The sequence below is a fragment of the Aureimonas glaciei genome, from assembly GCF_014643375.1.
Taxonomy (GTDB): Bacteria; Pseudomonadota; Alphaproteobacteria; order Rhizobiales; family Rhizobiaceae; genus Plantimonas; species Plantimonas glaciei.
In genome coordinates this window covers 14506-37386 of record NZ_BMJJ01000012.1, presented here as the reverse complement: position 1 = coordinate 37386, position 22881 = coordinate 14506, and the positions used below count along the sequence as shown (strand labels likewise).

Below are 22881 nucleotides of genomic sequence, written 5' to 3'. Positions count from 1 at the left end.
GCGACCAAACGTTCTTGGGTGATAAATTCTTGCCACATTAAGCGGCTGCGACTGCTCAGAGCCTGAGATTGTAGCCTTAACTGCTGAGGTAAGCTGAATGAGCTATCGTGGCCGACATTCAAGCGTAGTCACAATTTATATATCAGTTACCCTTTCAATATCTGTTACGCTGTTACCCCTTGCAGCCGGACCCGCAGTCGCCAATGGCATAGCCAAAACTTGGCCACTTCGGATGGTGGTTTCCCGCGACCCCAGTCCAGAGCGGTTTATCGGCATCACGCTCCAGAATCTATCTGTTATTGTTTTTACTGGCGAGTGCAACACTTGCGCTGATGAGTTTCGAAAAGACGCGATTGTGCTGTGGTCCGCCGCCGCCGAAAGCAAATGGACGATCTTACCGCCGCGTCGCATCGAGCCGACAGTGGAGCAAGGACCCTAGTGCGACGGACCCAACCCATAGTGTTCGATGCTGCGCCTACAGTGTAGACCAGCACGAGGTAGGTTCTCTTGACAAAGCGGATTCCCAGCTCGCCTGAGGCTTGGTTCAACGCTTGCATTCAGGAGCCGGCATAAGCGCTTCCACTACGACAGTCACGACCAGGTCCGGCAACATCTTGCGGACTTCGTTGCGGCCTATGCTTCGCCTGCAGCCTTAAGACCCCACGCAGTGTCACTTCATACGGCCATCTGCCAAGCCTGGGAACCGGCCGTCGAGGTTCACCCGGCATCCGAACCACAGTGACAAAGCATTTAGCAGCAGCTCCGGTGCCGGTGGTGCCTGCGATGGTGAGCCGTCCTACATCCTAAGTTCACCCGATGCGGCACTGTCCATGGCTCTTATGAGGTAGACCTGCATCGTCAGACAGGACAAAAAATAGCATCTTGCGAAAATATACCAGGTACAAGTTACTGCGCGAATGGACTCCAAAAGCGAATGTAACGTTCACAGGAAGATGCTCCGCGGCCTGACGCGCTCTGAAGCGGCAACGCTGTATTTTCTCCACTCGCGGCAGCTAAGCAACTCGGGAGGCGCAGGCGTCTGCGACTTGGATGAAAATCAGCGAGCGAGGATCAAGGTGCTCTTGGTTCGCGGGCTCGCGGAGTTTGTATTGGCGCTAGACGGAACCCGCCGCTGCATTCCCACCAAGACCGGGCGCGCGATCATTGCCTGCATGGCGCCTCAATAGGCTGGATTGGTCAGTCGACGCTGTGCTGTTCACCCAGGGGCAGCCGTATGCTCACACAAGCGTCGGATAGCGCTGGCCTAGCTCGGGCGCAGTGCTCGATCCGCCGCAGTGGTCGTCCTCGTGCGTCGTGCCGTTGATCCGACACTCCGTCAATACCGCGTCGACGATTTGCAGGCCGACGGTAAATGCGAAGGCAAGCCCAACACCGGAGCCACGACACGGGGCAGCAGGAACGGCAGGGCAATTGTCATAGAAGGCCGATTTGATCCACTGATGCGTAAGTATGCGTACAGCGTGCCTGTGTCATACCTACAATGGGGCCCTTGCACTTAGATCGGCAACTGCAATCATGTCGGAATGGAAAAGGGGCCCGAAGGTGACACTTATAAAAATTCGCTTTGCGGTCTAACGGCGGCGGAACTCCGAACACTTTCGCTTCTCAGTACCTTTCAGTTATGCGGCTCTCCGGGAGATATGTTTATTGGACTGACCGGATCCCGCCGCGCGTGCTTGAAAGTGCTGCTGGTTCGCGGGTTCGCAGAATTTGTTCTCGCTCCGGACGGGACCTGGCGCTGTATCCCTACGACGGCCGGCCGTTGTTTACTCGCGCGGGCGGGTGGGCCCAGCCATGTATAACGTCAGCCGTTTTAATCCACATTGATCCTTGTCCACGCTACCTGTCGGCTGCGCTTGCGGGAACATAGTGGCCGCATCCGTGCCCCCTGCGTCGATGAACGCCTTCATGCACAAGCTCATCCCGTAGCGTAGCCGTTCTCGTCTGCGCAATTTAGGGTCCGTACTACTTCTGACACCTTGCATGACAGTTGAATTTTCCGATCATTCGGGAATGGAGGCAGGATCAGGTTTTTATCCGCATCATAAAGCGCTTCGCGGCCTGACGGCTTCCGAGCTGCAGACACTCCTGCTTGTCCATGCACATCAATTGGGCTCGGCCAGGGGCGCCAAGCTGAGTGAGCTTGATGACATCCAACGCCAGAACTTCAAAGTGCTGTTGACAAAGCGGTTGGCAGACTTCGTCTTAGCCCCCGACGGAACTTGGCGTTGCATACCGACAAGAATGGGGCGGGGCGTCCTAACGATCTGGGAGCTACACAAGCTCATGGATCTGCCGTAGAGAAAGTTTTGCGTCTCGGCACTCGAGAACAGTGTGCCGCTGCTTAGCTATCCTTGTCTGCGCCGCCTGACGGCTGCTTCCGCTCGAGTGGTAGGGGCAGTGCAGTTGGGGCGAGCGCTACTCGCGGCTCCCGGCCCTCAGAGTAAAAGTATGGGTCGTGTCCGTCAACGTGGTGGAGATTGGGTGTAACTGAAGCGGCACCGTTTCAGGCGGCTGCGGTGGAAATGCGTACGGTTTCGGGCTTGGTGCTGGCGGCCATGAGTTCGGCCATGGGTTCGGTCTGCATGTAGCGGTTCTGCGTCTGCCATTCGTCGTTGGCCTCGAGGAGGACAGCGCCGATGAGGCGAATGATGGAGCCCTCATTCGGGAAGATGCCGACGACGTCGGCGCGCCGCTTCACTTCCTTGTTCAGGCGCTCCAGCGAATTGGTCGAATGGATCCGGGTCCGATGCTGGCCGGGAAAGTCCAGATGCGCCAGCACGTCGGTCTCGCTGTCGTCGATGAAGCCGCCGAGCTTGGGACACTTTCCCCGGAGCTGATCGGCGACGTGGCGCAGCGCCTGGGCCGCGCCGGCGCGATCGGGTCGGATGAAGGCCTGGCGCAGGGCCGCAGCCGCCATGCTCTGCTGCGCCTTCGGGGTATAGGACAGGGCGTTGCGCATCCAGTGGACGCGGCAGCGCTGCCAGGAGTCACTGAACACCCGGCGGATGGCGGCCTTCAACCCTTCATGGGCATCCGATATCACGAGCTTCACGCCTGAAAGGCCGCGGCGCACGAGGCTCTTGAGGAAGGTCGACCAGAAGGTCTCCGCTTCCGATGGCCCGATGTGAAGGCCGACGATCTCGCGCTTTCCGTCGGTGTTGACGGCGACAGCGATTATTGCCACCACCGAGACGATACGGCCGCCTTCGCGCTGCTTCAGGTAGGTCGCGTCGAGCCAGAGATAGGGCCAGTCGCCGGTGAGCGGGCGATCGAGAAAGCCGCCGACGCGCTCGTCGATATCTTTGCACAACTTCGACACCGTGCTCTTGCCGATCCCCGACAGTCCCATGGCCTGCACCAGATCGTCGACGCGACGCGTGGACACGCCGCTGATCCAGGCTTCCTGGATGACCGCAACAAGCGCCTTCTCCGAGAGCTTTCTCGGTTCCAGGAACGGCGGAAAGTAGCTGCCTTGTCGAAGCTTGGGATGCGAAGCTGCAAGAAGCCAAGCCGGGTATCGAACGAGCGGTCCCGGTAGCCGTTGCGATAGGTCGCCCGTTCCAGGGTGCGTTCATGGCGCCCGGCGCCGATCATGCCCTCCACGTCGGCCTCCATGAGAAGCTGCATCACGCTCTGGGCAATCGTCCTCAGGAAATCGCCGTCTCCGGCTTTCGCCAGAAGCTCGGCAAGCGGTAATCTGTCCTCGGTCATCGGGTGCTCCGGTCAGGTTGAAGTCTCGCAACTCCACCTTAGCCGGCCAATCCGGTGGCCACCTCCGTCACACCATCTGAGGTCCGAGTTTCCACCACCAGCACGGACACTACCAAAGTATGCGTCGTCCTCAAGCCATGTCGACGAGCGCATCCGTGACGTTGCCGCCTCTGTCTGATCCAGTTTGAGGTTCGTTCTGGCCCACCGAGAGGGCCAGGACATGAAGCGCAGTCGCTTTTCGGAAGAGCAGATCATCGGCATCTTGAAGGAGCACGAAGCCGGGGCGCCGGTCGCCGAGCTGTGCCGCAAGCACGGTGTCAGCGATGCCAGCGTCTACAAGTGGAAAGCCAAATACGGCGGCATGGACGTCAGCGAGGCGCGGCGCCTGCGAGCGATCGAGGATGAGAACGCCAAGCCGAAGCGGATGCTGGCGGACGCGATGCTGGACGACGTCGCGCTGAAGGATTTCCTGGGAAGTGGTGACGCTCCGGCCCGGCGGACTGCCGTCGCTCCTCTCGTGCAGCGCCACGAGAGGAGCGACGGGGAGCGTACACAGATCCATCGGCAGCTGCCGCATGACGTCCGCTATCAGTCCACTCGACCACAGGACGAGGTCCTGCGCGAGCGCATGGTCGCCCCGGCCCCGGGAGCGCCGGCGCGTTGGATACCGGCGCCTGCACGTTTTGCTGAGGCGGGAGGGATACGCCGTCAATCGTCAATCACAAGAAGCTCTTCCGTCTCTACCGCGAAAAGCGATTGGCTCTGGGCCGCCGCGGCGGTCGCAAGCAGGCGATCGGGACCAGGCGCCGATCCGGGTGCCCCTGGCGCCAGGCAAGCGCTGGTCGCTGGACTTTGTCTTTGACCCGTTCACCAATGGCCGGCCCTTCCGGATCCTGACGGTCGTCATAAGTGGAAAATCCCAGCTCAAAACGGTCCGAATTCCTGGGGCACGCCAGCCCGCCCGCCGGCGTACCGCCCGAGGGCGGATTTCGCATTCGCCTCACACAGACTCTATGCTCAACCCCATCGAGGATGGCGCTTCGCGAACAAAAGCCTGCGCTGGACGGGAGGCCTAAGCGGCCGGTAGTCGATTGATCATGCTCGCCGTCACCTTGGGCAGCATGAGGCTCTCCATCTGGTCGATGCCATTCAGTGCATGTGTCGGCTCGTCGGCATTATACTTCGCCTGTGCTAAAAGAGCAGCCTGCGTTCGATTGCTTGCCCCCATTTTGCGCATGATCTGACGGACATGCACCTTTACCGTTGATTCCTGCATCTGAAGTTCGCGGGCAATCACCTTGTTCGACTTGCCGCGTCGCAATCCGTCGAGAACTTCTGCCTGACGCTTAGTGAGCGCTTCTCGGGTTCCGTCATGCTCAAAGAGACGGGCGTTCTCGAGACCACGCTCACCTTGTGAGCCAGCCAAGAGGGCTTCGAGTGGGAAATACGTCCCACCGTTCATCAAAAAGCTAAAAGCTTTAAGTACTAGGGCAGGATCAAGATCAGAGGAAACGAAGGCCTTGCGTCCAAGCCGACAGGCGATGAGCGCCTCCGCCGGGTCGGCACGGTCGGAAACAATGGCACATGGCACTTCAGGACATTTAATGCGCAGTGTGTCGACAAGTCGTGACATCTGTGGGTCATGAAGGGACGCGCTGCCAACGTTCAGTACGATCAATTTCGCCTTCTCAGCGTAATCCTCGACCTGCCCGACGTCATCAGAAGAGATCGCGATAACCTTCAGATTTAAGCCATTGGCCCATGGCGCTACAAGTGCCGTGAGACAGTCCCTGCGCAAGTGGTGACCGTCGATAATGAGAATGATGCCAATTAACTCCATCACGAATGCCCCCCACCTTTGATGAATGCATGAGAAACTATAAGGAACACGTACCAAATCCCTCAGGAGAAGACTGGAATAGCCCTTCATCCCGCTCCCTGAATGGATAGCATATAATACCAGTTCCTTAAAGCTACGACAATTTCGTGTAATATAGCTTTTGAGGTATCGATATCCGCAGCAGGCTGCATCCACGTAGTGCTCATACGGATGCTACACAATGTACTTTAAGCTGACGATAAAATGATGGGTGGCTAACATTCAGATTTATACGGACTTCCAGAATGCGTATAGGCGATTCGGATCTTGTAATCCTTGGGCAGCAATTACACCTTCAGTATCAGGTGGTTGCTCAGATCGGCATGGCGCATCAAAAATTCAAACTGCTCTACGCTCTTCTTTTCCGGCGCCGTACCAGGGGAAAGGTGAGAGCGCCTCTCCCTTGGCTAACTCTTCCGGCGGAGTGTCGGGAAGAATGCGCGTGCCGGTTGAGAGGTGCGGATCCAACAAATAGAAGTTGTAATACTCCTTTCGCTATTACCTTTGTGTAGGACTAAGTATCTTAAGGCGTATGCTCGCTTGCGCGCATCCGAAATCTGACTTCGGACCTATACTTCCTCTGAAGCTTGAGAGGGATGAAATCATGCGTAGTCATGGAGAATGCGACACGGGCCACGATAGAGCCAGCAGCCGCTGCACACCCCTATCTCGCGATAAGACCTCTTGCCCGCCGGCGCCTACTCATTCGGTGCAGAAGGACATGGCCGTGAGCATTTCCGTCTCAGCCGAAGCGGTTGGAACATCGACGCTTGCTGACGTCTCGCTTTCGAGCCGCATGCTCGATCGCGGCCTTATGTCCTTCGCGCTCGGGCATGTCGCACTGTCAGCGGCGGCGGCAACAGCCGGAGAGGGGCTCAACTTCGTCTCCGTTGACGCCTCGATCCACGTCGCAAATGCCGACATGTCCGTCGTTCATTCAACGCGTTCCGCGGCCGACGGGTCCCGGGACGGTGTTTCGATATCTAGCCAGACTCTTGAGATCGACTTCATTGCAGTGGACTTCGGTGGCCTGAACCCCTTTTGCGCCCCCCTGGTGCGGGAACAGAGCGAGACCGCGCCGGGACACCTGCCGGCCAGCCCGTCGGGCAATGCCGCCGTTTTTGACATCGCCGTGACGGCCTCGGGCGACAACTCCGCGATCGATCTGGCGCTCGACGCCTTCACTCTGGAGGACCAACTCTCCTCCGTGACGGCTACGGCCACGACGGCGGTCGAAAACCAGACCACCTACCGGATCTGTAATGGCACGTCGCGGGCCGATACCCTGACGACCGCGGATGACGACAGCTTGGTCCGCGCCGGCCGCGGCGACGACACCGTACGCACTGGTGCGGGCGACGACTGGATCTTTGGCGAGAGCGGCAAGGACAGGATCTATGCCGGCGGCGGTGACGACAATGTCTTCGGCGGCGAAGGCCGCGACTGGATCGCCGGCGGCCACGGCGGGGACTGGCTGTTCGGCGGCGACAGCGACGATGAGGTTCAGGGTGATGACGGGCATGATTTGCTCTTTGGCAATGACGGCGACGACCGCCTGACCGGCGGCAATGGCGACGACATCCTCGTCGGTGGCGACGGAGACGACGCCATGTCTGGTGGGGCAGGTAACGATCTCTTCGTTTTCGGTGCCGTCGACGCGCGGCGCGATGATGGCGACGATCTCTATGACGGCGGCAGCGGCGCCGACACTTTTCTCCTGCGGGGCGAGTTCGGCGACGACGTCATCCGCGACTTGCGATTGGCCGAAGGTGACCAACTGGTCGCCCTCAACGGCGACTGGGGAAGTGAGGCCGGACTCCGGGCCCTCAACGGGAGTGTGGTCCTGCTGGAACGCGCCCGCGCCGACAAAGACGATCTTGTCGTGACTTTCCGTTTCGGGCGCGAGACCTCGACCCTCATGCTGGACGAGTTCTTTGCCCTCAATCGGGGCTTCGATACTGCGCCTCGCTCTGGCGCTCTCAGCGACGCGCAGGCGCTGCCGCTCCTGCACGCGCTGTTTGCCGACGAAGGCGCATTGAGCGTTAATGTGGCGTACGCCGATCTCATTCAGATCGGGGAGGTATTGAGCCTGCTGGGTTAGGCGCCCGCAAACGGCACGACGTTTCTGTCGTCGGTTGACGCGGGCGAGGACTGCGGAGCCACTTTTGCGCCAATCTACCTCAAACTTGCTGAGGCAGGGCCAATTCGCACGCCGGATCAGTCCTTTGGACGGATCGCACATTGACAGACTGAGAGAAGGAGCCGCGACGCTGTATCGTTCTTTCACCTCGATACGAAAGCCGACAGCACCGCCATGGGATCGTCAGTCACCTCATCGCAAAGCGTTTCTCAACAAGTTAGTTTGGGCGCTGACGAAAACAGTAGCTTTGTCAGCGCCTCGACTTTGGATCTGCTCGTGATACTCGGCTCTCCTCCATCGCCCAGCGGCACAGGAGACGCGCTTCTGATCAGCGCTGATGTCACGGCCCTAGGCGTTGATACCTTCGCCTCGCTTGAGATCGTCGCCGCTCTTGTCGCGACTTCGTCGACCCAGCAGGCATCCGCCTCGATCGATGCATCCGCGGTTGGGCAGGACCTGACCGGCCAGGACGCAGCCTTTACTGTGGCCAATGTAGACTTTTCTGGAGACGCCACGGTCTATGTCTACATCCAGCAATCGGAGACGTCTTTTACGCAGGAGGCGGAGAGCAGCACCTCAACGTCCAGTCTGACTATCGATTTCTTCGCGCTCGAGATTCTTGCGCCGGGAACAAGCGGGGGCGGCGCAGCGGCCGATCCGAACCCAGACGCCGTCACGGTGGCGCCGGCAGCCATCCCTGACCCGCTTCTCATTCCTCCGCCGGCGGTCCTCGGCATCGACTTCAACATCGACGGCAATGTCGCGCTCTTCCATACCGAGGCGGTGGCGATCGGAGACGACAGCTTCGTGTCGATTGATCTCGCAGCCTTCACCCTTGAGGACCAGCTCTCTTCGATAACCGCCGTCGCCACATTGCTGATCGCCTAAGACGAAAACCGTTAGTGCGCCTGGCACCGGGCTGGCAGAGGCAGCCAGTTTACCGTCAGCTGGGCTGGCCGTTGACGGCCTTTGCGGAGCCCGGGGGCATAAAGCCTGCCGCGCCAAGAACTCCAGGCGTTCTCTTGCCCGTCGCTCAGACCCTGGCAATCTCGATCTGCGTTGAATCGAGCACCCGCGTCCGCTTTTCCATTGCATCAAGGAAGCGGTCGACTTCGGTGTGCAATCCGGACACTTGGTTCTCGACCGAGGCAAGCGCCCGGACCATGCTTCGCTGCTGCCACGTCGCCAGCGTCAGCGCCGCCATCGAGACGACCAGCATGACATAGATCCCCGTCTCTTCCGACCTCGGCGAAATCGCAAAAACCGCCAATATGGCTCCGGCCGCGATCGCAACGATCCAATATCTGACGATGAGAGAAAACAGTGTCAGCACAATCAATGTCGATGCTACGGCAGAATCTTCCTGAACTACGCTCAATAAATGCTGGAGCTGAGGGTTATTACTCAATTCATGCCAATTTAAATCGATAGCTCTAAATATATCCATTTTACATCTCCGGGTCTCGATTTTGAACTTAGTCGTGATTGTAATATTATTACTTAATAATATTTGCTAACCTGGGTAATGGCAAATGCAATTTGAGCAAAACCCGGCGCATGCGGCGTACGCCTTATGGCGCACCCGTACGCCACGGTGGCGAACGTCGCCGGGCCGGGAAGCGACTGAAGGCTTCGCCCCCGCCATGGCGCTGCGATCATCTCCGCTAACCCCGACGAGACCGATCGCAGCCCACATGCCCGCGCCCGTGGCGGGAGAGGCCGCCGGGCGCCAGGACCGGCTGGCCGCGCCGACATCACGCTGCCGCCGGACAATCTCGTTCAATACGCCTGAGGAGAGAGGCAGGCCCAGATCGCACTCGCCTGGGGACGTAGCCGGTCCAAAGCACTGCGCCCGAAGTGACTACCTCCATTGGGCAGAACGCGAATCACATTTCAGCCCCGCTCTCCCTGCATCCTCCGACGAAATCTTTTTCAAGAAGGTAGCGAAGCTAAAGCGGGCTGCTGGAGGTAGGACTATGGCGGATGGCACCGCGCAGGCCGACGGATCAGGGGTTATCGGGCCGATTACGGACGAGGACTACAGCGAGCGCTGCCTGGACTGCCAGGCCGACCTGGCGCCCGACTTCTGCATCCTCGTTCAACGGGCGGTGAACGCCGGCTGGACTGAGGACGACGTGGCTTCCGCCTTATTCGAACTGGCCAGGGCGCATATCAAGGTGCTGATGGCCGAGCGCACGAGGCCGGCACCGCGCGATCAAGGTCACGGCTGGGCGTCGGCGGGCTGACCCACGCCGCCCGCTTCCGTCCCGCATAGGCCGGCGATCGCAACCGTAAGAATCGCCTTGGCCCATGGCCGAACCTGCGGCGACCCGCCCCCGATAGCCCCCAAGCGAGATCGCCTCGGTCGCGCCGTGTTGGCGGCGTTCTCGCCCGCCCATTCGCGCTTTCCAAGCAACTTCTATTCGCTGCTCACTCGCGTAATCTAGATTCAATCCGGTATTTAATAAATACGCCGAATTTCTGACTCCGGTCGCTTGGCGCTCCGCGAAACCATGTTTTTTATGATTTATAGTTGTAATCATGAATTGCATAATGACATGTATTCACTTCTTTCCCTAAACTCTCTTTGCTGCAGACGGAGTCAGATGGTTTCGACGTCTTCCGCGGCGGGAATGCGGACCGGCTGGGACAAGAGGGATGATAGGCCCAAGGCCTATGCGAAAGGCGATGGTGAAAACAAACATTCAGACGCATGTGATCATTGTCGATGGAATGCAACTGCGGCGCGCGCAGATTGCGGCCTTCTTGCTTCCCTGGTGCGTTCAGCACGGGCTCAACTTACAGACGGTCGAACCAGAAAAGATCGACGCTCTCGAAGTGGCTCGGATGATCGTGCTGCCGTTCAGCGCCAACTATCTGACCTCGGCCGAGCGGCTGCGCCTGATCCGGGAACTCCGCCAGGCCATGCCGCAGACGCCTATCGTGATTCTGACCGACCATTCAAGCCAGGAGGAGATCGTGGCGGCGCTGGAAGCGGGCGTCATGGGCTATATTCCCGGATCAATCGAACCGCACTTGGCTCTGGATGCGCTGACCTTTATCCTGGAAGGCGGCCACTATTTTCCGACACCGCCCGCGGTGGAAAAGCCTGCATCGGGCTGAAGGCGGATCTTCGGGCATGCGTGCGCCGCTCTCGCCCCCGTGCCCGACTGGCTCGACCCGTCAGGCTCCGTGGGGGGCTCAGTCCTCGCGTAGACCCCGCCGGAACGCGTCCTCGAACGGCTCGAGGAGATACCGCGCCATAGTGCGGTGACCGGTGACGAACAGAACTTCCGCCGGCATGCCCGCGACCAAAGTGAGCTTCTTGTCGATCCCGGCAAGCTCTTCTGGGGAGACCTCGACCTTGGCCAGATAGTAGGGCTGCGCCGTCACCGGATCGACGATCCTGTCGGCCGAGATCGATCGCACGGCGCCCGATATCCGAGGCAGGCCGCGGGCGGAAAAGGCGTTCAGGTGGACGGTCGCCGGCATGCCGATGGTGACGACGTCGACATCGAGCGGCGAAATCCGGGCGTCGATGAGAAGTTTCTCCTCCGAGGGAACGATGTCGAGGATCGGCTCGCCACGTTGCACCACGCCGCCCGGCGAGGAGAACTTGCTGTCGACGACAGTTCCGCTGATCGGCGCCATCACCACGGTCCGATCGAGAATGTCCTGGCTGGTGTTCAGCCGTTCCACTGCCAGAGCAAGATTGCCACGGGCGAGGTCGAGGTCGGAGGCGAGTTTGTTCTGCCGGTCCGCGTCGAGTGAGGCGATCTGAGTCTGCAGCTCGCCGATTTTCTGACGAGCCTCGGCAATGTCGCCCAGATATTCACCGCGCCCCCCCTCCAGTTCGGCGCGGGCGCGCCGCAGCCGCAACACGTCTGGCTTTGAGACAAACCCCTTCTTCAGGAGCTTTTCCTTTCCGACCAGTTCCTCGGCCACCGATTCGATCTGGCTTTCAGCGCTTGCCACCCGTGACTGCGACGCCAGGACCTGCTCGTCGAGCTGGGCGATGCGGTCGGCCAGGACCTGACGCTGGACCTCGTGCGAGGCTCTTTCCCGTTCGAAGATTGAGCGCTGCCCCTCCATGATGGGGGCGACGGCGAGCTGATCAACGTCCTCAACAAGGTCTCGGGGGAAAGTGATATTCGGCGCGTCGCGCTGCTGTGCCTCGAGCCGGGCGAGCGTCGCCTGCAGCGTGCGGTGCTGGTCGAGCGAGGCGCGGTTGCTGGAGGCGGCCTGGATGCTTTGCAGCACGACCAGAGGGTCACCCTTGCGCACGCGGTCACCGTCCTTGACCTTGATCTCGGCGATGATGCCGCCTTCCAGGTGCTGCACCGTCCGCCGGTTGCCGTCCGGACTGACAATGCCGGGCGCGATGGCGCCCGCGGTGAGCGGTGCCAGGACTGCCCAGCCGAAGAAGCCGACCAGGAAGACGACGATCAGCCCGTGGCCCAGACGCATCGTCGGCGCCACGGTGCGGCGCAGCGGCACGGTGGCGGCCAGAGCATAGACCGTACCACGCGCGGTCGAATGCGGTTCAAAGGGAAGTATTTCTCTCGATGTCGGGGCCAATGCCCTCTCCTCCCATACGATGCAGGCTTTCGCCCTTTGTAGTCGCATGCTCTTTTCAACAGGCCGGATGGCCTGCTTTCGCCGTCACGCTAGATCGCGGCGCCACGCTCGTCGTTGGCCGACTCGACCGTTGGGGGAGCTTTGCCAAGTTGCGGACCGTCTGCGACATTCGGCATGGCCGCCGCCTTGGCCACCTCGGTCGCGGCGTCGCGCAGCCGCTTCAGCACCTCCTCCCGCGGACCAAACATCTCGATCCGGCCGTCGCGCAGCAGCAGCACCTTGTCGGCCTGGGCCAAGGTCGAGGGGCGATGGCCGACGATGATGATCGTCCGCCGCTGGCTCTTCAGCTCGGCCACGGCCGCGGCGAGCGCCGCCTCACCGACCTGGTCGAGATTGGCGTTCGGCTCGTCCAGAATGATCACCCGGGGATCGCCGAAGACGGCGCGGGCGAGCCCGATGCGCTGACGCTGGCCGCCGGAGAGCCTCGTGCCAGAATCGCCGATCTGCGTCTCGTAGCCCTGCGGCAGCTTCTGGATCATTTCATGCGCGTGGGCGAGCTTGGCGGCGGCCACGATCGCTTCGTCATCGGCGTCCTTCATCCGCGCGATATTCTCGCGCACACTGCCAGAAAACAGCTCAACGTCCTGAGGGAGGTAGCCGATATGGCTGCCGAGCTGGTCGGCGTCCCAGTGCTGCAGTTCGGAGCCATCCAGCCGCACCTCGCCCTGCGACGGGCTGAGGATACCGGTCAGGAGCTTGCACAGCGTGCTCTTGCCGCTGGCCGAGGGGCCGATGGCCGCCACCGCCTCGCCGGGCACCAGCCGCAGGGTGATACCTTGCAGGACACTGCTGCGGCTCCCCGGCGGTGTGAAGCCGACCTGACGCATTTCCAGAACGCCGTAGGGGTCGGGCAGGCGCGTGCGCCGCGTTTCCGGGGGGACTGCCTGCATGCGCGCTTTCAGGCGGTAGAAGGCGATGCGGGCGGTGCCGAAATTGCGCCAGGTCGACATTGCCGCCTCGACCGGCGCCAAGGCCCGGCCGAGCAAGATGGACGAGGCGATCATCGCGCCGCCCGACACCTCGCCGCGCAAAACGAGATAGGCACCGAGGCCGAGCGTGGCGGACTGGACGAAGATGCGGATGAACTTGGAGAGGCCGGTGACGAAGGCCCCGATCTCGGACGACCGGCGGATCGCCGCAAGCGCGGCCTCATTGGTGGTCATCCAGCGCTCGGCCAGCCGCGGCATCATGCCCATGGCACGCACCACCTCGGCGTTGCGGATCGTCGCCTCGGCCTGTTGGTTGGCACGGATCTGAGCGGTACTGGCGTTCTCGCTGGCGGTGCGCGTCATCAGCTCGTTGGCGACGCTGAGAATCAGCAGCACGATCGCTGAGCCCACCGCGAACATGCCGAGCACCGGGTGCAGGAACCAGATCAGCGCCAGGAACAGGGGCGTCCACGGCGCGTCAAAGAAGACGGTGAGGCCCTGCGATGAGATGAAACCCTGCAGCGTCGCCAGATCCCGAAGGGGCTGGGCGCCGGAGCCATCACCGGCGAGCCTGGTGCTGACGCTGTTGGACAGCAGGACTGGGCCGAGCCGGCTGTTCAGCCAGCATCCCATTCGCACCATGACGACCGAACGGAGCGCGTCGAGGGCACCCATCAGCAGCATAGCGGCGACGGTCATGCCGGTCAGCAGCAGCAGCGTCTCCACCCGTCCGGTCACCAGCACCCTGTCATAGACCTGCAGCATGTAGATCGGCGAGGCGAGCATAAGGAGGTTGATCGCGAAGCTGAAAAAGGCGATGCCACCGAACAGCGAGCGGCATTGCCCCATCGCCTCCTCGAGATCAGTCCTGGCTCGGCGCCCCCGCGATGCTCTCGAAGCCGCAGCTGTCACGCTCATGCTGGATTCCCCCTGCACCATCTGCCCCAGCCGACCCGGCGTCCCTGCGGGCCCAATACCTGTCATCCCGCCGATTCCCCGCCCGCACGGGCTCAAAGCAGGTGCGGGGCGTTTTGGCACCGCGGGGCCTCGCCGGAGGGGTGCCGCGGCCCGGATCGCGTCCCGCAAGAATTCGTCATACCCTGCCCGCCACCGGCGGGGTCTCCGCTTTCCCTGTCGCCGGCCGCCTCGCCCAGTCAGGCGATGAGGCCGGGATCCACGAACAGATCGTTGTTGACGAGCGTCGCCAGCGCCGCCTGTGCCGCCGGCACGTTCGTGGGGGTGCCGAGGATGACGAAGGTCGAATGGGTGGCACCGATGAAGCGACCGGCCAGGACCGCCGTGCCGTTGACCGTGATCTGGCTGAGGGCCACCGAGGTCAGGCTGTTCAGCTGCAGGTCCTCGCCGGTCTGATAGTCGAAGATGATGTTGTTGGTGCCGCCGAGGATGCGGAACGTGTCCTGCCCCGCCGTGCCGCCATCGGCAAAGCCCTCACCGTAGAGCGACTTTGTGCCGGTGCCGTTAGCGACGATGAGATCGGCGCCACTGCCGCCCTGCAGAAGGTCGTTGCCGGCGCCGCTCACCAGCTTGTTGGCCACCGTGCTGCCGCGCATCTGGTCGTTGAAGGCCGAGCCGATCAACGCCTCGATGGTGTTCAGCTGGTCGCCCTGGGCGTCGCCGCCCGTGCCGACCGCGGCGCTGGCGGGATTGGCCGTCAGCTGGATGGCGATGGCGGCGGCGGAAGTCGAATAGTCCGCGGTGTCGAAGCCATCGCCGCCGACGAGCACGTCGGCGCCGCCGCCGCCGCGCAACAGGTCGTCGCCGCCGCCGCCCTGCAACGTGTTGGCACTGGCGCTGCCGATCAAGAGGTCGCCGAAGGCCGAGCCGATGAGGTTCTCGATGGTGCTGAGCTGGTCGCCCTGGGCATGGCCGCCGGTGCCGGTGACGGTGACGCCGTCGATGAGGGCGATGGAGACCGCCGCGTCCGAGTTGGAGTAGCTGGCCGTATCGACCCCGTCGCCGCCTATCAGGAAGTCGGCACCCTGATCGCCGCGCAGCAGATCGTTGCCGCCGCCGGCCTCGAGCCGGTTGACGCCGGCGCCGCCGATCAACTGGTCGACGAAATTGGAGCCGACGAGATTCTCGATCTGGCTGAGCTGGTCGCCCTGCGCATCGCCGCCCGAGCCGGTGGTGACGATGGTGGGATCGTCGCTGGCAAACAGCGAGACGATCACCCCGGCGCCCGACGTCGAATAGTCGGCCGTGTCCGTCCCCGAACTTCCGAGCAGGCGATCCGCCCCGGCACCGCCCCTCAGGAAATCGTCGCCCGCGCCGCCGTCGAGGCGGTTGGCCTCGGTGCTGCCGACCAGGCTGTCGGCAAAAGCCGAGCCAATGAGATTCTCGATCCCCGTCAGCTGATCGCCGGCGGCATCGCCGCCGCTACCGACCGTGGTCGCGGCCGCATCGAGGGAGACGGTCACGGCGGCGGAAGAGGTCGAATACTCGGCCGTGTCGACGCCGTCGCCGCCCGTCAGCTGGTCCGCGCCGACGCCGCCGACGAAGGTGTCGGCCAGGCCGCCGCCGATCAGCATGTCCGCGAAGGCCGAGCCGATGACGCGCTCGATGAGCTGGAGCTGGTCGCCCTCGGCGTCGCCGCCAAGTCCGGTGCCAACGGCGACGGGATCGGCCACCGTCGAGTTCAGCTGGATGGTGACGGCCGTGGCGGAGCCGGAATAGTCGGCCGTGTCGAAGCCGCTCTGGCCGACGAGCAGGTCGGCGCCGGCCCCGCCGGTCAGAGTGTTGTTGCCGCCGTCGCCGATCAGCTGGTCGGCCAGCCCGCTTCCGATGAGGTTCTCGATGCCTGTCAAAACATCGCCCGCCGCGCCGCCGACCGCGATCCCGTTCAAAAGGTCGATGCCGACCGCCGAGCCCGAGGTGGAATAGTCGGCGGTGTCGATGCCGGCGCCGCCGTTCAGTTGGTCGGCGCCGAGCCCGCCGATCAGCCGGTCGTCGCCGTCGTCGCCGTTCAGGATGTCGTCGCCGTCGCCGCCGTCCAAGACGTCGTTGCCGGTACCGCCCGACAGAACGTCGCTGCCGCCGCTGGCGAGCAGAGAATCGTTGCCGTCATCGCCGTTGAGGATGTCGGCGCCGTCGCCGGAATTCAGGTCGTCGTCGCCCTCGCCGCCGTTCAGCGTGTCGTCGCCGATCGAGCCGTTGAGTGTGTCGTTGCCGCCGCCGCCGTTGAGGATGTCGTTGCCAAGGCTGCCGATCAGCTCGTCGTCGCCCTCGCCGCCGTGAAGGAGATCGTCGCCGTCGCCGGCCGACAGCAGGTCGTTGCCGTGGCCGCCATGCAGGATGTCGTTGCCGAACCCGCCCAGCAGCGTATCGTTGCCACCACCGCCAAAAAGCCTGTCGTTTCCGAAGCCGCCATCGAGGAGGTCCGCGCCGCCCGTCGTCGCGGTATCGGTGCCGTCGGGAACACCGTCATTGTCCTCGTCGTCGGGCACGCCGTTCTGGTCGACGTCGAGCATGGCGTCGCCGATCAAGACGTCGTTGCCGTCGAGGCCGCGCAGCGTATCGTTGCCGGCATTGCCGACGAGCTGGTTATCCAGCTTATTGCCGCCGAGGAGATCGTTGAAGGCCGAGCCGATGACGTTCTCGATGCCGCCGATCGTATCGCCGGCGGCGTCGCCGCCCGAGCCGCGCGCCGTCCTTGCGGGATCTGACGCCAGCATGACGGTCACCGCCGCGCCGGAGGTGGCATAGTCGGCGGTGTCGATGCCGCCGCCGCCGATCAGCGTGTCGCCGCCGCTGCCACCGCGCAGGATGTCGTTGCCGTCACCGCCATCGAGCGTGTCGGTGCCGGTGCCGCCGTCGAGGAAGTCGTCGGTCTGAGCCGCCCGGAGCTGATCATTGCCGTCACCGCCAATGAGCTGGTCGTTGCCGCTCGTGCCGACAAGGACAGTGACGATGTCGTTGCCGCCGAGGGCCTCGATCCGGTAGCTGCCCTGAGCCGTCAGCTGGTAGGAATTCGCAGCGCCCGTCAGCTGGACCAGCTGGTAGCTGGGAACCGCCAGAAGGCTAGCCACGAGCGTGGGCTGTGCCAAAACGCTCCTGGCCGTCGCGGGGGGCGGCACGACCGACGTAATTTCCGCGATTTCTAGTGCCTCATTCGATGAGGTTTTCTTGCTCGTGGATACAATCCGGGCCAGCTTTGCCATAATACTCATCCTACGGTGAATTTTTGGAGCCGTTATTTCGTGCCGATAGTCAGATTTTCATAGCGGTTCTCGAAAGGCTAAGACGCGTTGGGTGCAACAGCTTTAGTTGTAGACCTTCCGGTCACGCGTCTCAGTCAAACGGGGTGGATGGTCAGGCGCCTGATCACATAACGAACGAAGCCCCGCAGAAGCGGGGCTTCGCTGCGAGCATTGGCGAGGGGACAACCGATGCGGCTGAGGGACGCCCCGTCGGCTGAGTGCCGATGCTTACCCGGTGACCGAGAAGCCCGATGCCGTGATGCTGGCATAGTCTTCGTTCGTGAACACAACGAGGTTCAATTCGACGGCCCCGTCGTCGCCGTAGGACTGAACATCGAGATTGAACACCGCGGAGTTGCCTTCCACGTCGACGCAGACATCGAAGGAGTAGTCGACATCGACGTCCGAAGTGATATTGACGTCGCTGTCGAACGAGATATCGATATCAGAGGAGAAGTTGTACTCGCCGCTGAAGTCAACCTCGTCATGTCCCCATGAATAAGTCATTGAATGCTCCTCTACGCCTAAGCGTGTTTTGTTGTGACCGTCGGTTAGGCCGACTGCTATCGATTATAATATTATCGCCGTCGATACAAAGCTCCGAAAGATGTATTGCCCCGAAGGTGTACGAATATCCGATGATGGTACGCAGGTTGCGACGTATGGTGTGGCTCATAGGGTGTTCTAGTCACCTGAATCGAGCGGATCGTGTCCGGGGTGAGATCGGCCGAGATCCTGTCTGGACCGGCGGTCCGGTGCTTTGAGTCACTTGCCTTCCAATCGTCGAAGATGGCCGAGACGAGCGGCCGGGTGCAGCGTGACCTCGCGGAGGACTTCGAAGTTGGGCTTTCCACACCGCGGCACTGGATCGACAAGCCGCGCAATGCCTTGATGGAGAGCCCGCCTCGAGACGGCGTCTAGGACAGGGCGACGGAGATGAAGCGGCTGCGGCGGGAGAACATATCCTTCGCCAGCAGTGCCGTCGCCGAGGCGTACTCCTGCACCCTGGGAACCCCAAGTTAGTCCTCGGGTGGCTTGTGATCATGTCGCTCAGGGTTAAGCCCGACGCCGCCCTTGGGACGGTGGCCGTCGCCTACGAAGGCTGCCTCCTTCCCCTCGGCGTTTTGATCCTCTCCACTTAGGCAGTTCTCTTCCCAAGTGCACCGGTGATTCGGGGCTATGGCGTCGCGCTCGACGCTGGATCGACGGGGCGATGGTCGTTTTGTTCCCAGATGCTGCATCCGTCCGATTATCTCCTGCTAATCGTGCCTCAGGAGCCGAGCATGACCTTTGCTTCGCCCTTCCAAGGTCTGTCCGCCTTCCCAGTCACGCCTGCCGACGAGAACGGCCGTGTCGACGTCGAGATGCTCGCGCAGCTGGTGTACTGGTTGTGCAACGCGGGCGTCGACTCGATCGGCCTCCTTGGGTCGACGGGCACCTACGCTTACCTGACCCGCCAGGAACGGAGCCGCTTCAGTTACGCCCCAATTTCAACACGTTGACGGACGCGACCGATCCTCCCGCGCGAGGGAAGGCTCCCAGGGGAAGGTGCAGGCGGCAGCTGGACCCTCTCTGACCATCAGCGAGGATCAGGCGCGCCGGGTGCCGCATCGCACGAGGGATGTCTGGTTAGCAGAACGGTGAACTGCAACCCGAGCATCTCTGGTGGTCGAATGCGGAATGGCATCTTTTTGATTGCCTTGTCCGAGAGCCGACCGTCCGCTCTCGGCCCACAGCAGCGTCAGAATTATTCCCTAGCTCTGCCTATCGGCGGCAACGGGAATAATTTCTGAGCTGTGCCCATGCCGGCCATGTGCTCAAGCCTCTCAACGAAGTGCGCCGGGCGGCAGACGTCAAGCAGCACACTTCCTGTCGGCCATTCTGGCCGTGGCCGACCGGCTCGGTCCCCGAGGTCGTCGACGACGGCCGATCCGGTTTCCTCGTCTCTTCCATCGAGGATGGCGGTGGATGCTGTTCACAGGATCGGCAACCTGCCGCGGGAGACGGTGCGCCGCCGTTTCGAGGCGAGGTTCACCGTCGGGCATATGGCGGCACAATATTGCAGCTTGTACAAGACCTTGCTCGCTCGCTCGCGAGCGAGTGAGCCTGATCGATACGCGAATGGGCGGACCATCTCTCTTCCAACACGCTGTTCACCTTCGTCCGGAAGGCCGGATGCCGCCCTTCGCGGTCGAAGCGAGATACTCAATGCCCGTTTCCGGAGACGCCCGATGAACTCCGCCTCGCGGCCCGCCCAAGATCGTTTCGAGAGCGACGATCATCCGTCGGAGCACGCCATCACGGCCGACACCTCACTGGTGGAACGGTCGCTGCGCGCCTTAAAGCAGGACAACGCCTTCGCGGTGCTGGATGCCTATGGCGACATGGGTAACGAGTCTGACCGGGCGGAAGGCCTGTTCTATAACGATACGCGCTATCTCTCAAAGTTCGAGATGCGTCTGGAAGGACGGCGGCTCCTGCTGCTGGGTTCGGCGATCCAGGATGACAACGCCGCGCTGAAAACGTAGCGTGAGCGGCCGGGTTGGCTGATCGACACATTGGGGCGTGCCTATCATAAGGCTAGCCGCCATAGGCCGTCCCTCGCGATCAGTGTTAATCCGCTTCCTGCTTAGCGTTGGATTGCCACTCCTGCGCCGCCAATCTCGGACATGACGGTCGCTGACAAATTTTCCATCGTCGAGGCACCCCGCCGCTTCGGCCTGATCGACGGGCGGGCGCATGGCCGGCCGAGTGAGCTGCTCGCCCTCGTCGGATGCGAGAACGTGCATCCGAGCGAACTCGTGAAGAACGTGCCGCTCTCGCTCAGCGCGCGCGGGGAAGAGATCTCGCGCAGAGAGCGATCTCTGGTCTCGCCAGAATAGTAATGAATACGAATGTTTACTTGATTGCCTATTTTCTCATCAGTTCGCTTACAGCTTCAGCGAAATTGAGCAATCGCAATAGACTTGCCGCCGGTAGTTAATCACGATTCCGGACAATTTCGGGTCTGGGCACGGATTGCCATTGATTGCAGTGCACCTTTCATGGCTTCACTGAACCAATATAACGCATCCCCTCATGTTTACATAAAATACAGAATATTCATCCCTAGGAGTATGGCATGCGCGCCCTTATGACGTCCGCCCTGTGGATTGTTTCCGCGACTATAAGTATTTTGCTCATTGCTCAGCCCATTAGCGTGGACACTCAGATGCACCTGTCGCTGACGGCTATCGCGCTATGCCTTGCGATATACGTCCTTCGTCTCAGAGGGGTATGGAGATACGTCTTTTTGGCAACGGCGACCGCCGTTGTACTCCGCTATGCCTACTGGAGAACGACATCGACGCTGCCTTCCCCGGAGGATATGGTTAGCTTTGTTCCGGCGATCGTCCTCTATGGTGCCGAGATGTACTGCCTCCTCATGCTGGCAATGAGCCTGTTCGTGGTGGCGGACCCGATCGAGCGCAAGCGCGCCAGGCAGTATCCGGGCGACGAGCTGCCAACGGTCGACGTATTCGTCCCGTCCTACAATGAATCGGCGGAGATCCTCGCCCTGACGCTCGCGTCAGCCAAGGCGATGGACTATCCCGCGGACAAGCTGCGGGTCTATCTACTTGATGACGGCGGCACGGACGAGAAGCGCCACTCCCGCGATCCGAAAACTTCCAGTCTGGCGCTGCGCCGGCACGAGGAGCTGAAGCTCCTCTGCCTCGAGCTCGGCGTGACCTACCGCACCCGCATCGCCAACGTTCGGGCCAAGGCCGGCAATCTCAATGCAGGACTTGTCGGCACGGACGGCGAGCTGATTGTCGTCTTCGACGCCGACCACGCGCCGGCCCGCGAGTTCCTGCGCGAGACGGTCGGGCATTTCGTTGAACAGTCAAAGCTCTTCCTGGTTCAGACGCCGCACTTCTTCTCCAATCCCGATCCGTTGGAACGCAATCTCGGAACCTTCGACAGGATGCCATCGGAGAACGAGATGTTCTACGGCACCATCCAGAAAGGGCTCGACAAGTGGAACGCCGCCTTCTTCTGCGGTTCCGCTGCCGTGCTGCGACGCGCGGCGCTGGAGCAGGTCGACGGGTTTTCCGGCGTGACCATCACCGAAGACTGCGAGACCGCGCTGGAACTGCACTCGCGCGGTTGGAAGAGCCTGTATGTCGATCGGCCGATGATCTCAGGCCTGCAGCCCGACACCTTCGCCAGCTTCATCGGCCAGCGGTCGCGCTGGTGCCGCGGCATGATCCAGATCCTGCTGCTGAAGAACCCGCTGATGCGTCCCGGCCTGACCTTCGCCCAGCGGGTCTGCTACCTCTCCAGCGCGCTGTTCTGGTTCTTCCCCTTCATGCGCCTGATCTTCATGATCGCGCCCTTGCTGTTCATCGTCTTCAACCTGAAGATCTATGATGCTTCGGTGCAAGAATTCACCGCCTACACGATCACTTATCTCGTCATCAGCGAGCTCCTGCGCAACTACCTGTACGGACAGGTCCGCTGGCCCTGGATTTCCGACCTCTACGAGTATGTCCAGTCGGTCTATCTGGTGCGGGCGATCATTAGCGTCCTCGTCAACCCCCGCCGGCCGACCTTCAACGTCACGGCCAAGGGCGAGACGCTCCAGCAGAACCGGCTGTCGGAACTGGCCTGGCCCTACTTCGTCATCGTCGGCGTGCTGCTGGTCGCCTTCGGCATCTCGATCTATCGCTACAACACCGAGCCGGAAGTCGGCGGCCTGCTCCTCGTCGTCGGCGCCTGGAACGTCCTCAACCTGATCGTCGCCTGCGCGGCGCTGGGCGTCGTCACGGAACAACGGGAACGCCGGACGGCGCCCCGCGTTGCATGCCTTCGCGATGCGGAACTTGTCATCGACGGGGACGTCATCCCGGTCTGCGTGAACGACATCTCGCTCGGCGGCGCCAAGGTTTCACCGCTCCGGGAACTGCCGACGCTCGGCCCCTCCTCCTCGGGACGCCTGTCGGTGATCGCCACCGACGGCAAGACACGCCTCGGCTCGATCCCGGTCACCGCCAACATCGTTGCCGAGGGAGGCGACCTCGTCCTCGGGCTGCGCTTCCATGCCACCACCCAGCACTACCCGCTGATCGCCGAACTGATGTTGGCCGACATTGATCCGATGCGGTCGAAGCGGTCCGCCCGGCAGAAGCGCCACGGGATCGCCTCGGGCACCGCCGGCTTCCTGCGCTGGAGCATCCGGCATCCGTTCGTGGCGCTGCATCACCTCGTCTTCGACCGTGACAAGCCGGCGGAGGGCCAGGCTGTCCAGCCCCGTATCGCCAGCGCCGATGGGCAGCCGCTGCCCGCAAGCCCAACCGTCTGACC

At 62.0% G+C, this 22881-nt stretch carries 14 protein-coding genes and 4 pseudogenes; 11 read left to right on the top strand and 7 right to left on the bottom strand.

The annotated features are described in order from the left end of the window. Positions 1-571: 571 nt before the first annotated feature. Positions 572-737: pseudogene (locus tag IEX88_RS27330) on the top strand (IS481 family transposase); the annotation flags it as partial. Positions 738-2004: 1267 nt separating this feature from the next. Continuing rightward, on the top strand, positions 2005-2322 hold the full coding sequence (locus IEX88_RS20965; RefSeq protein ID WP_188854441.1) for a hypothetical protein: 318 nt from the start codon (positions 2005-2007) through the stop codon (positions 2320-2322). Between the two features lie 205 nt (positions 2323-2527). Here IEX88_RS20965 and IEX88_RS20960 read toward each other — a convergent pair. Beyond that, a pseudogene (locus tag IEX88_RS20960) lies at positions 2528-3735 on the bottom strand (IS256 family transposase). 220 nt (positions 3736-3955) lie between these two features. On the opposite strand from IEX88_RS20960, the pseudogene IEX88_RS20955 reads away from it, so the two are divergent. Further along, positions 3956-4640: pseudogene (locus tag IEX88_RS20955) on the top strand (transposase); the annotation flags it as partial. Between the two features lie 167 nt (positions 4641-4807). On the opposite strand, the gene IEX88_RS20950 reads toward IEX88_RS20955, so the two are convergent. Continuing rightward, a complete protein-coding gene (locus tag IEX88_RS20950; protein ID WP_188854439.1) occupies positions 4808-5665 on the bottom strand; it encodes a response regulator transcription factor in 858 nt (285 codons plus the stop codon). 676 nt (positions 5666-6341) lie between these two features. Here IEX88_RS20950 and IEX88_RS20945 point away from each other — a divergent pair. Both IEX88_RS20945 and IEX88_RS20940 read left to right on the top strand, forming a co-directional pair. Beyond that, positions 6342-7715, top strand: a complete 1374-nt coding sequence (locus IEX88_RS20945) for a calcium-binding protein (RefSeq protein WP_188854438.1) — start codon at positions 6342-6344, stop codon at positions 7713-7715. A gap of 213 nt (positions 7716-7928) precedes the next feature. After that, complete coding sequence (locus tag IEX88_RS20940) at positions 7929-8642, top strand: hypothetical protein (protein WP_188854437.1); 714 nt, start codon at positions 7929-7931, stop codon at positions 8640-8642. Between the two features lie 145 nt (positions 8643-8787). Here the strand turns inward: IEX88_RS20940 and IEX88_RS20935 are convergent, their stop codons facing one another. Then, complete coding sequence (locus tag IEX88_RS20935; protein WP_188854436.1) at positions 8788-9201, bottom strand: hypothetical protein; 414 nt, start codon at positions 9199-9201, stop codon at positions 8788-8790. 529 nt (positions 9202-9730) lie between these two features. Here IEX88_RS20935 and IEX88_RS20930 point away from each other — a divergent pair. Together IEX88_RS20930 and IEX88_RS20925 are read left to right on the top strand one after the other, a co-directional pair. Beyond that, on the top strand, positions 9731-10000 hold the full coding sequence (locus tag IEX88_RS20930) for a hypothetical protein (RefSeq protein ID WP_188854435.1): 270 nt from the start codon (positions 9731-9733) through the stop codon (positions 9998-10000). 442 nt (positions 10001-10442) lie between these two features. Beyond that, on the top strand, positions 10443-10877 hold the full coding sequence (locus tag IEX88_RS20925; protein WP_188854434.1) for a hypothetical protein: 435 nt from the start codon (positions 10443-10445) through the stop codon (positions 10875-10877). A gap of 78 nt (positions 10878-10955) precedes the next feature. Here IEX88_RS20925 and IEX88_RS20920 read toward each other — a convergent pair whose 3' ends face one another. The 4 genes from IEX88_RS20920 to IEX88_RS20905 form a co-directional block, all read right to left on the bottom strand. Next, the gene (locus tag IEX88_RS20920) at positions 10956-12332 is read right to left on the bottom strand and encodes an HlyD family type I secretion periplasmic adaptor subunit (RefSeq protein ID WP_244640410.1); all 1377 of its coding nucleotides are present in this window, start codon (positions 12330-12332) and stop codon (positions 10956-10958) included. Between the two features lie 89 nt (positions 12333-12421). After that, complete coding sequence (locus IEX88_RS20915; protein ID WP_188854433.1) at positions 12422-14239, bottom strand: type I secretion system permease/ATPase; 1818 nt, start codon at positions 14237-14239, stop codon at positions 12422-12424. Positions 14240-14475: 236 nt separating this feature from the next. Further along, positions 14476-17385, bottom strand: a complete 2910-nt coding sequence (locus IEX88_RS20910) for a calcium-binding protein (RefSeq protein WP_244640409.1) — start codon at positions 17383-17385, stop codon at positions 14476-14478. Positions 17386-17766: 381 nt separating this feature from the next. Next, on the bottom strand, positions 17767-18045 hold the full coding sequence (locus tag IEX88_RS20905; protein WP_188854431.1) for a hypothetical protein: 279 nt from the start codon (positions 18043-18045) through the stop codon (positions 17767-17769). A gap of 776 nt (positions 18046-18821) precedes the next feature. On the opposite strand from IEX88_RS20905, the pseudogene IEX88_RS20900 reads away from it, so the two are divergent. From IEX88_RS20900 to bcsA, 4 genes and pseudogenes are all read left to right on the top strand, one after another. Next, positions 18822-19010, top strand: a pseudogene (locus IEX88_RS20900) (dihydrodipicolinate synthase family protein); the annotation flags it as partial. Between the two features lie 759 nt (positions 19011-19769). Continuing rightward, positions 19770-20066 (top strand): glycogen debranching N-terminal domain-containing protein, encoded by a 297-nt coding sequence (locus tag IEX88_RS20895; RefSeq protein WP_188854429.1) that lies wholly within the window; start codon positions 19770-19772, stop codon positions 20064-20066. A 141-nt stretch (positions 20067-20207) separates the two neighbouring features. Beyond that, complete coding sequence (locus IEX88_RS20890) at positions 20208-20420, top strand: hypothetical protein (protein ID WP_188854428.1); 213 nt, start codon at positions 20208-20210, stop codon at positions 20418-20420. Positions 20421-20659: 239 nt separating this feature from the next. Beyond that, positions 20660-22879, top strand: coding sequence for a UDP-forming cellulose synthase catalytic subunit (gene bcsA / locus IEX88_RS20885; RefSeq protein ID WP_188854427.1), 2220 nt, complete (start codon positions 20660-20662; stop codon positions 22877-22879). Positions 22880-22881: the final 2 nt, after the last annotated feature.

Excerpts from the sequence above, each read along its gene's own strand:
- IEX88_RS20965 (WP_188854441.1), top strand. The coding sequence starts at position 2,005 with ATGACAGTTGAATTTTCCGATCATTCGGGAATGGAGGCAGGATCAGGT.
- IEX88_RS20950 (WP_188854439.1), bottom strand. The coding sequence starts at position 5,665 with ATGAAGGGCTATTCCAGTCTTCTCCTGAGGGATTTGGTACGTGTTCCT.
- IEX88_RS20940 (WP_188854437.1), top strand. The coding sequence starts at position 7,929 with ATGGGATCGTCAGTCACCTCATCGCAAAGCGTTTCTCAACAAGTTAGT.
- IEX88_RS20935 (WP_188854436.1), bottom strand. The coding sequence starts at position 9,201 with ATGGATATATTTAGAGCTATCGATTTAAATTGGCATGAATTGAGTAAT.
- IEX88_RS20930 (WP_188854435.1), top strand. The coding sequence starts at position 9,731 with ATGGCGGATGGCACCGCGCAGGCCGACGGATCAGGGGTTATCGGGCCG.
- IEX88_RS20925 (WP_188854434.1), top strand. The coding sequence starts at position 10,443 with ATGGTGAAAACAAACATTCAGACGCATGTGATCATTGTCGATGGAATG.
- IEX88_RS20915 (WP_188854433.1), bottom strand. The coding sequence starts at position 14,239 with ATGAGCGTGACAGCTGCGGCTTCGAGAGCATCGCGGGGGCGCCGAGCC.
- IEX88_RS20905 (WP_188854431.1), bottom strand. The coding sequence starts at position 18,045 with ATGACTTATTCATGGGGACATGACGAGGTTGACTTCAGCGGCGAGTAC.
- IEX88_RS20895 (WP_188854429.1), top strand. The coding sequence starts at position 19,770 with ATGAACTCCGCCTCGCGGCCCGCCCAAGATCGTTTCGAGAGCGACGAT.
- IEX88_RS20890 (WP_188854428.1), top strand. The coding sequence starts at position 20,208 with ATGACGGTCGCTGACAAATTTTCCATCGTCGAGGCACCCCGCCGCTTC.
- bcsA (WP_188854427.1), top strand. The coding sequence starts at position 20,660 with ATGCGCGCCCTTATGACGTCCGCCCTGTGGATTGTTTCCGCGACTATA.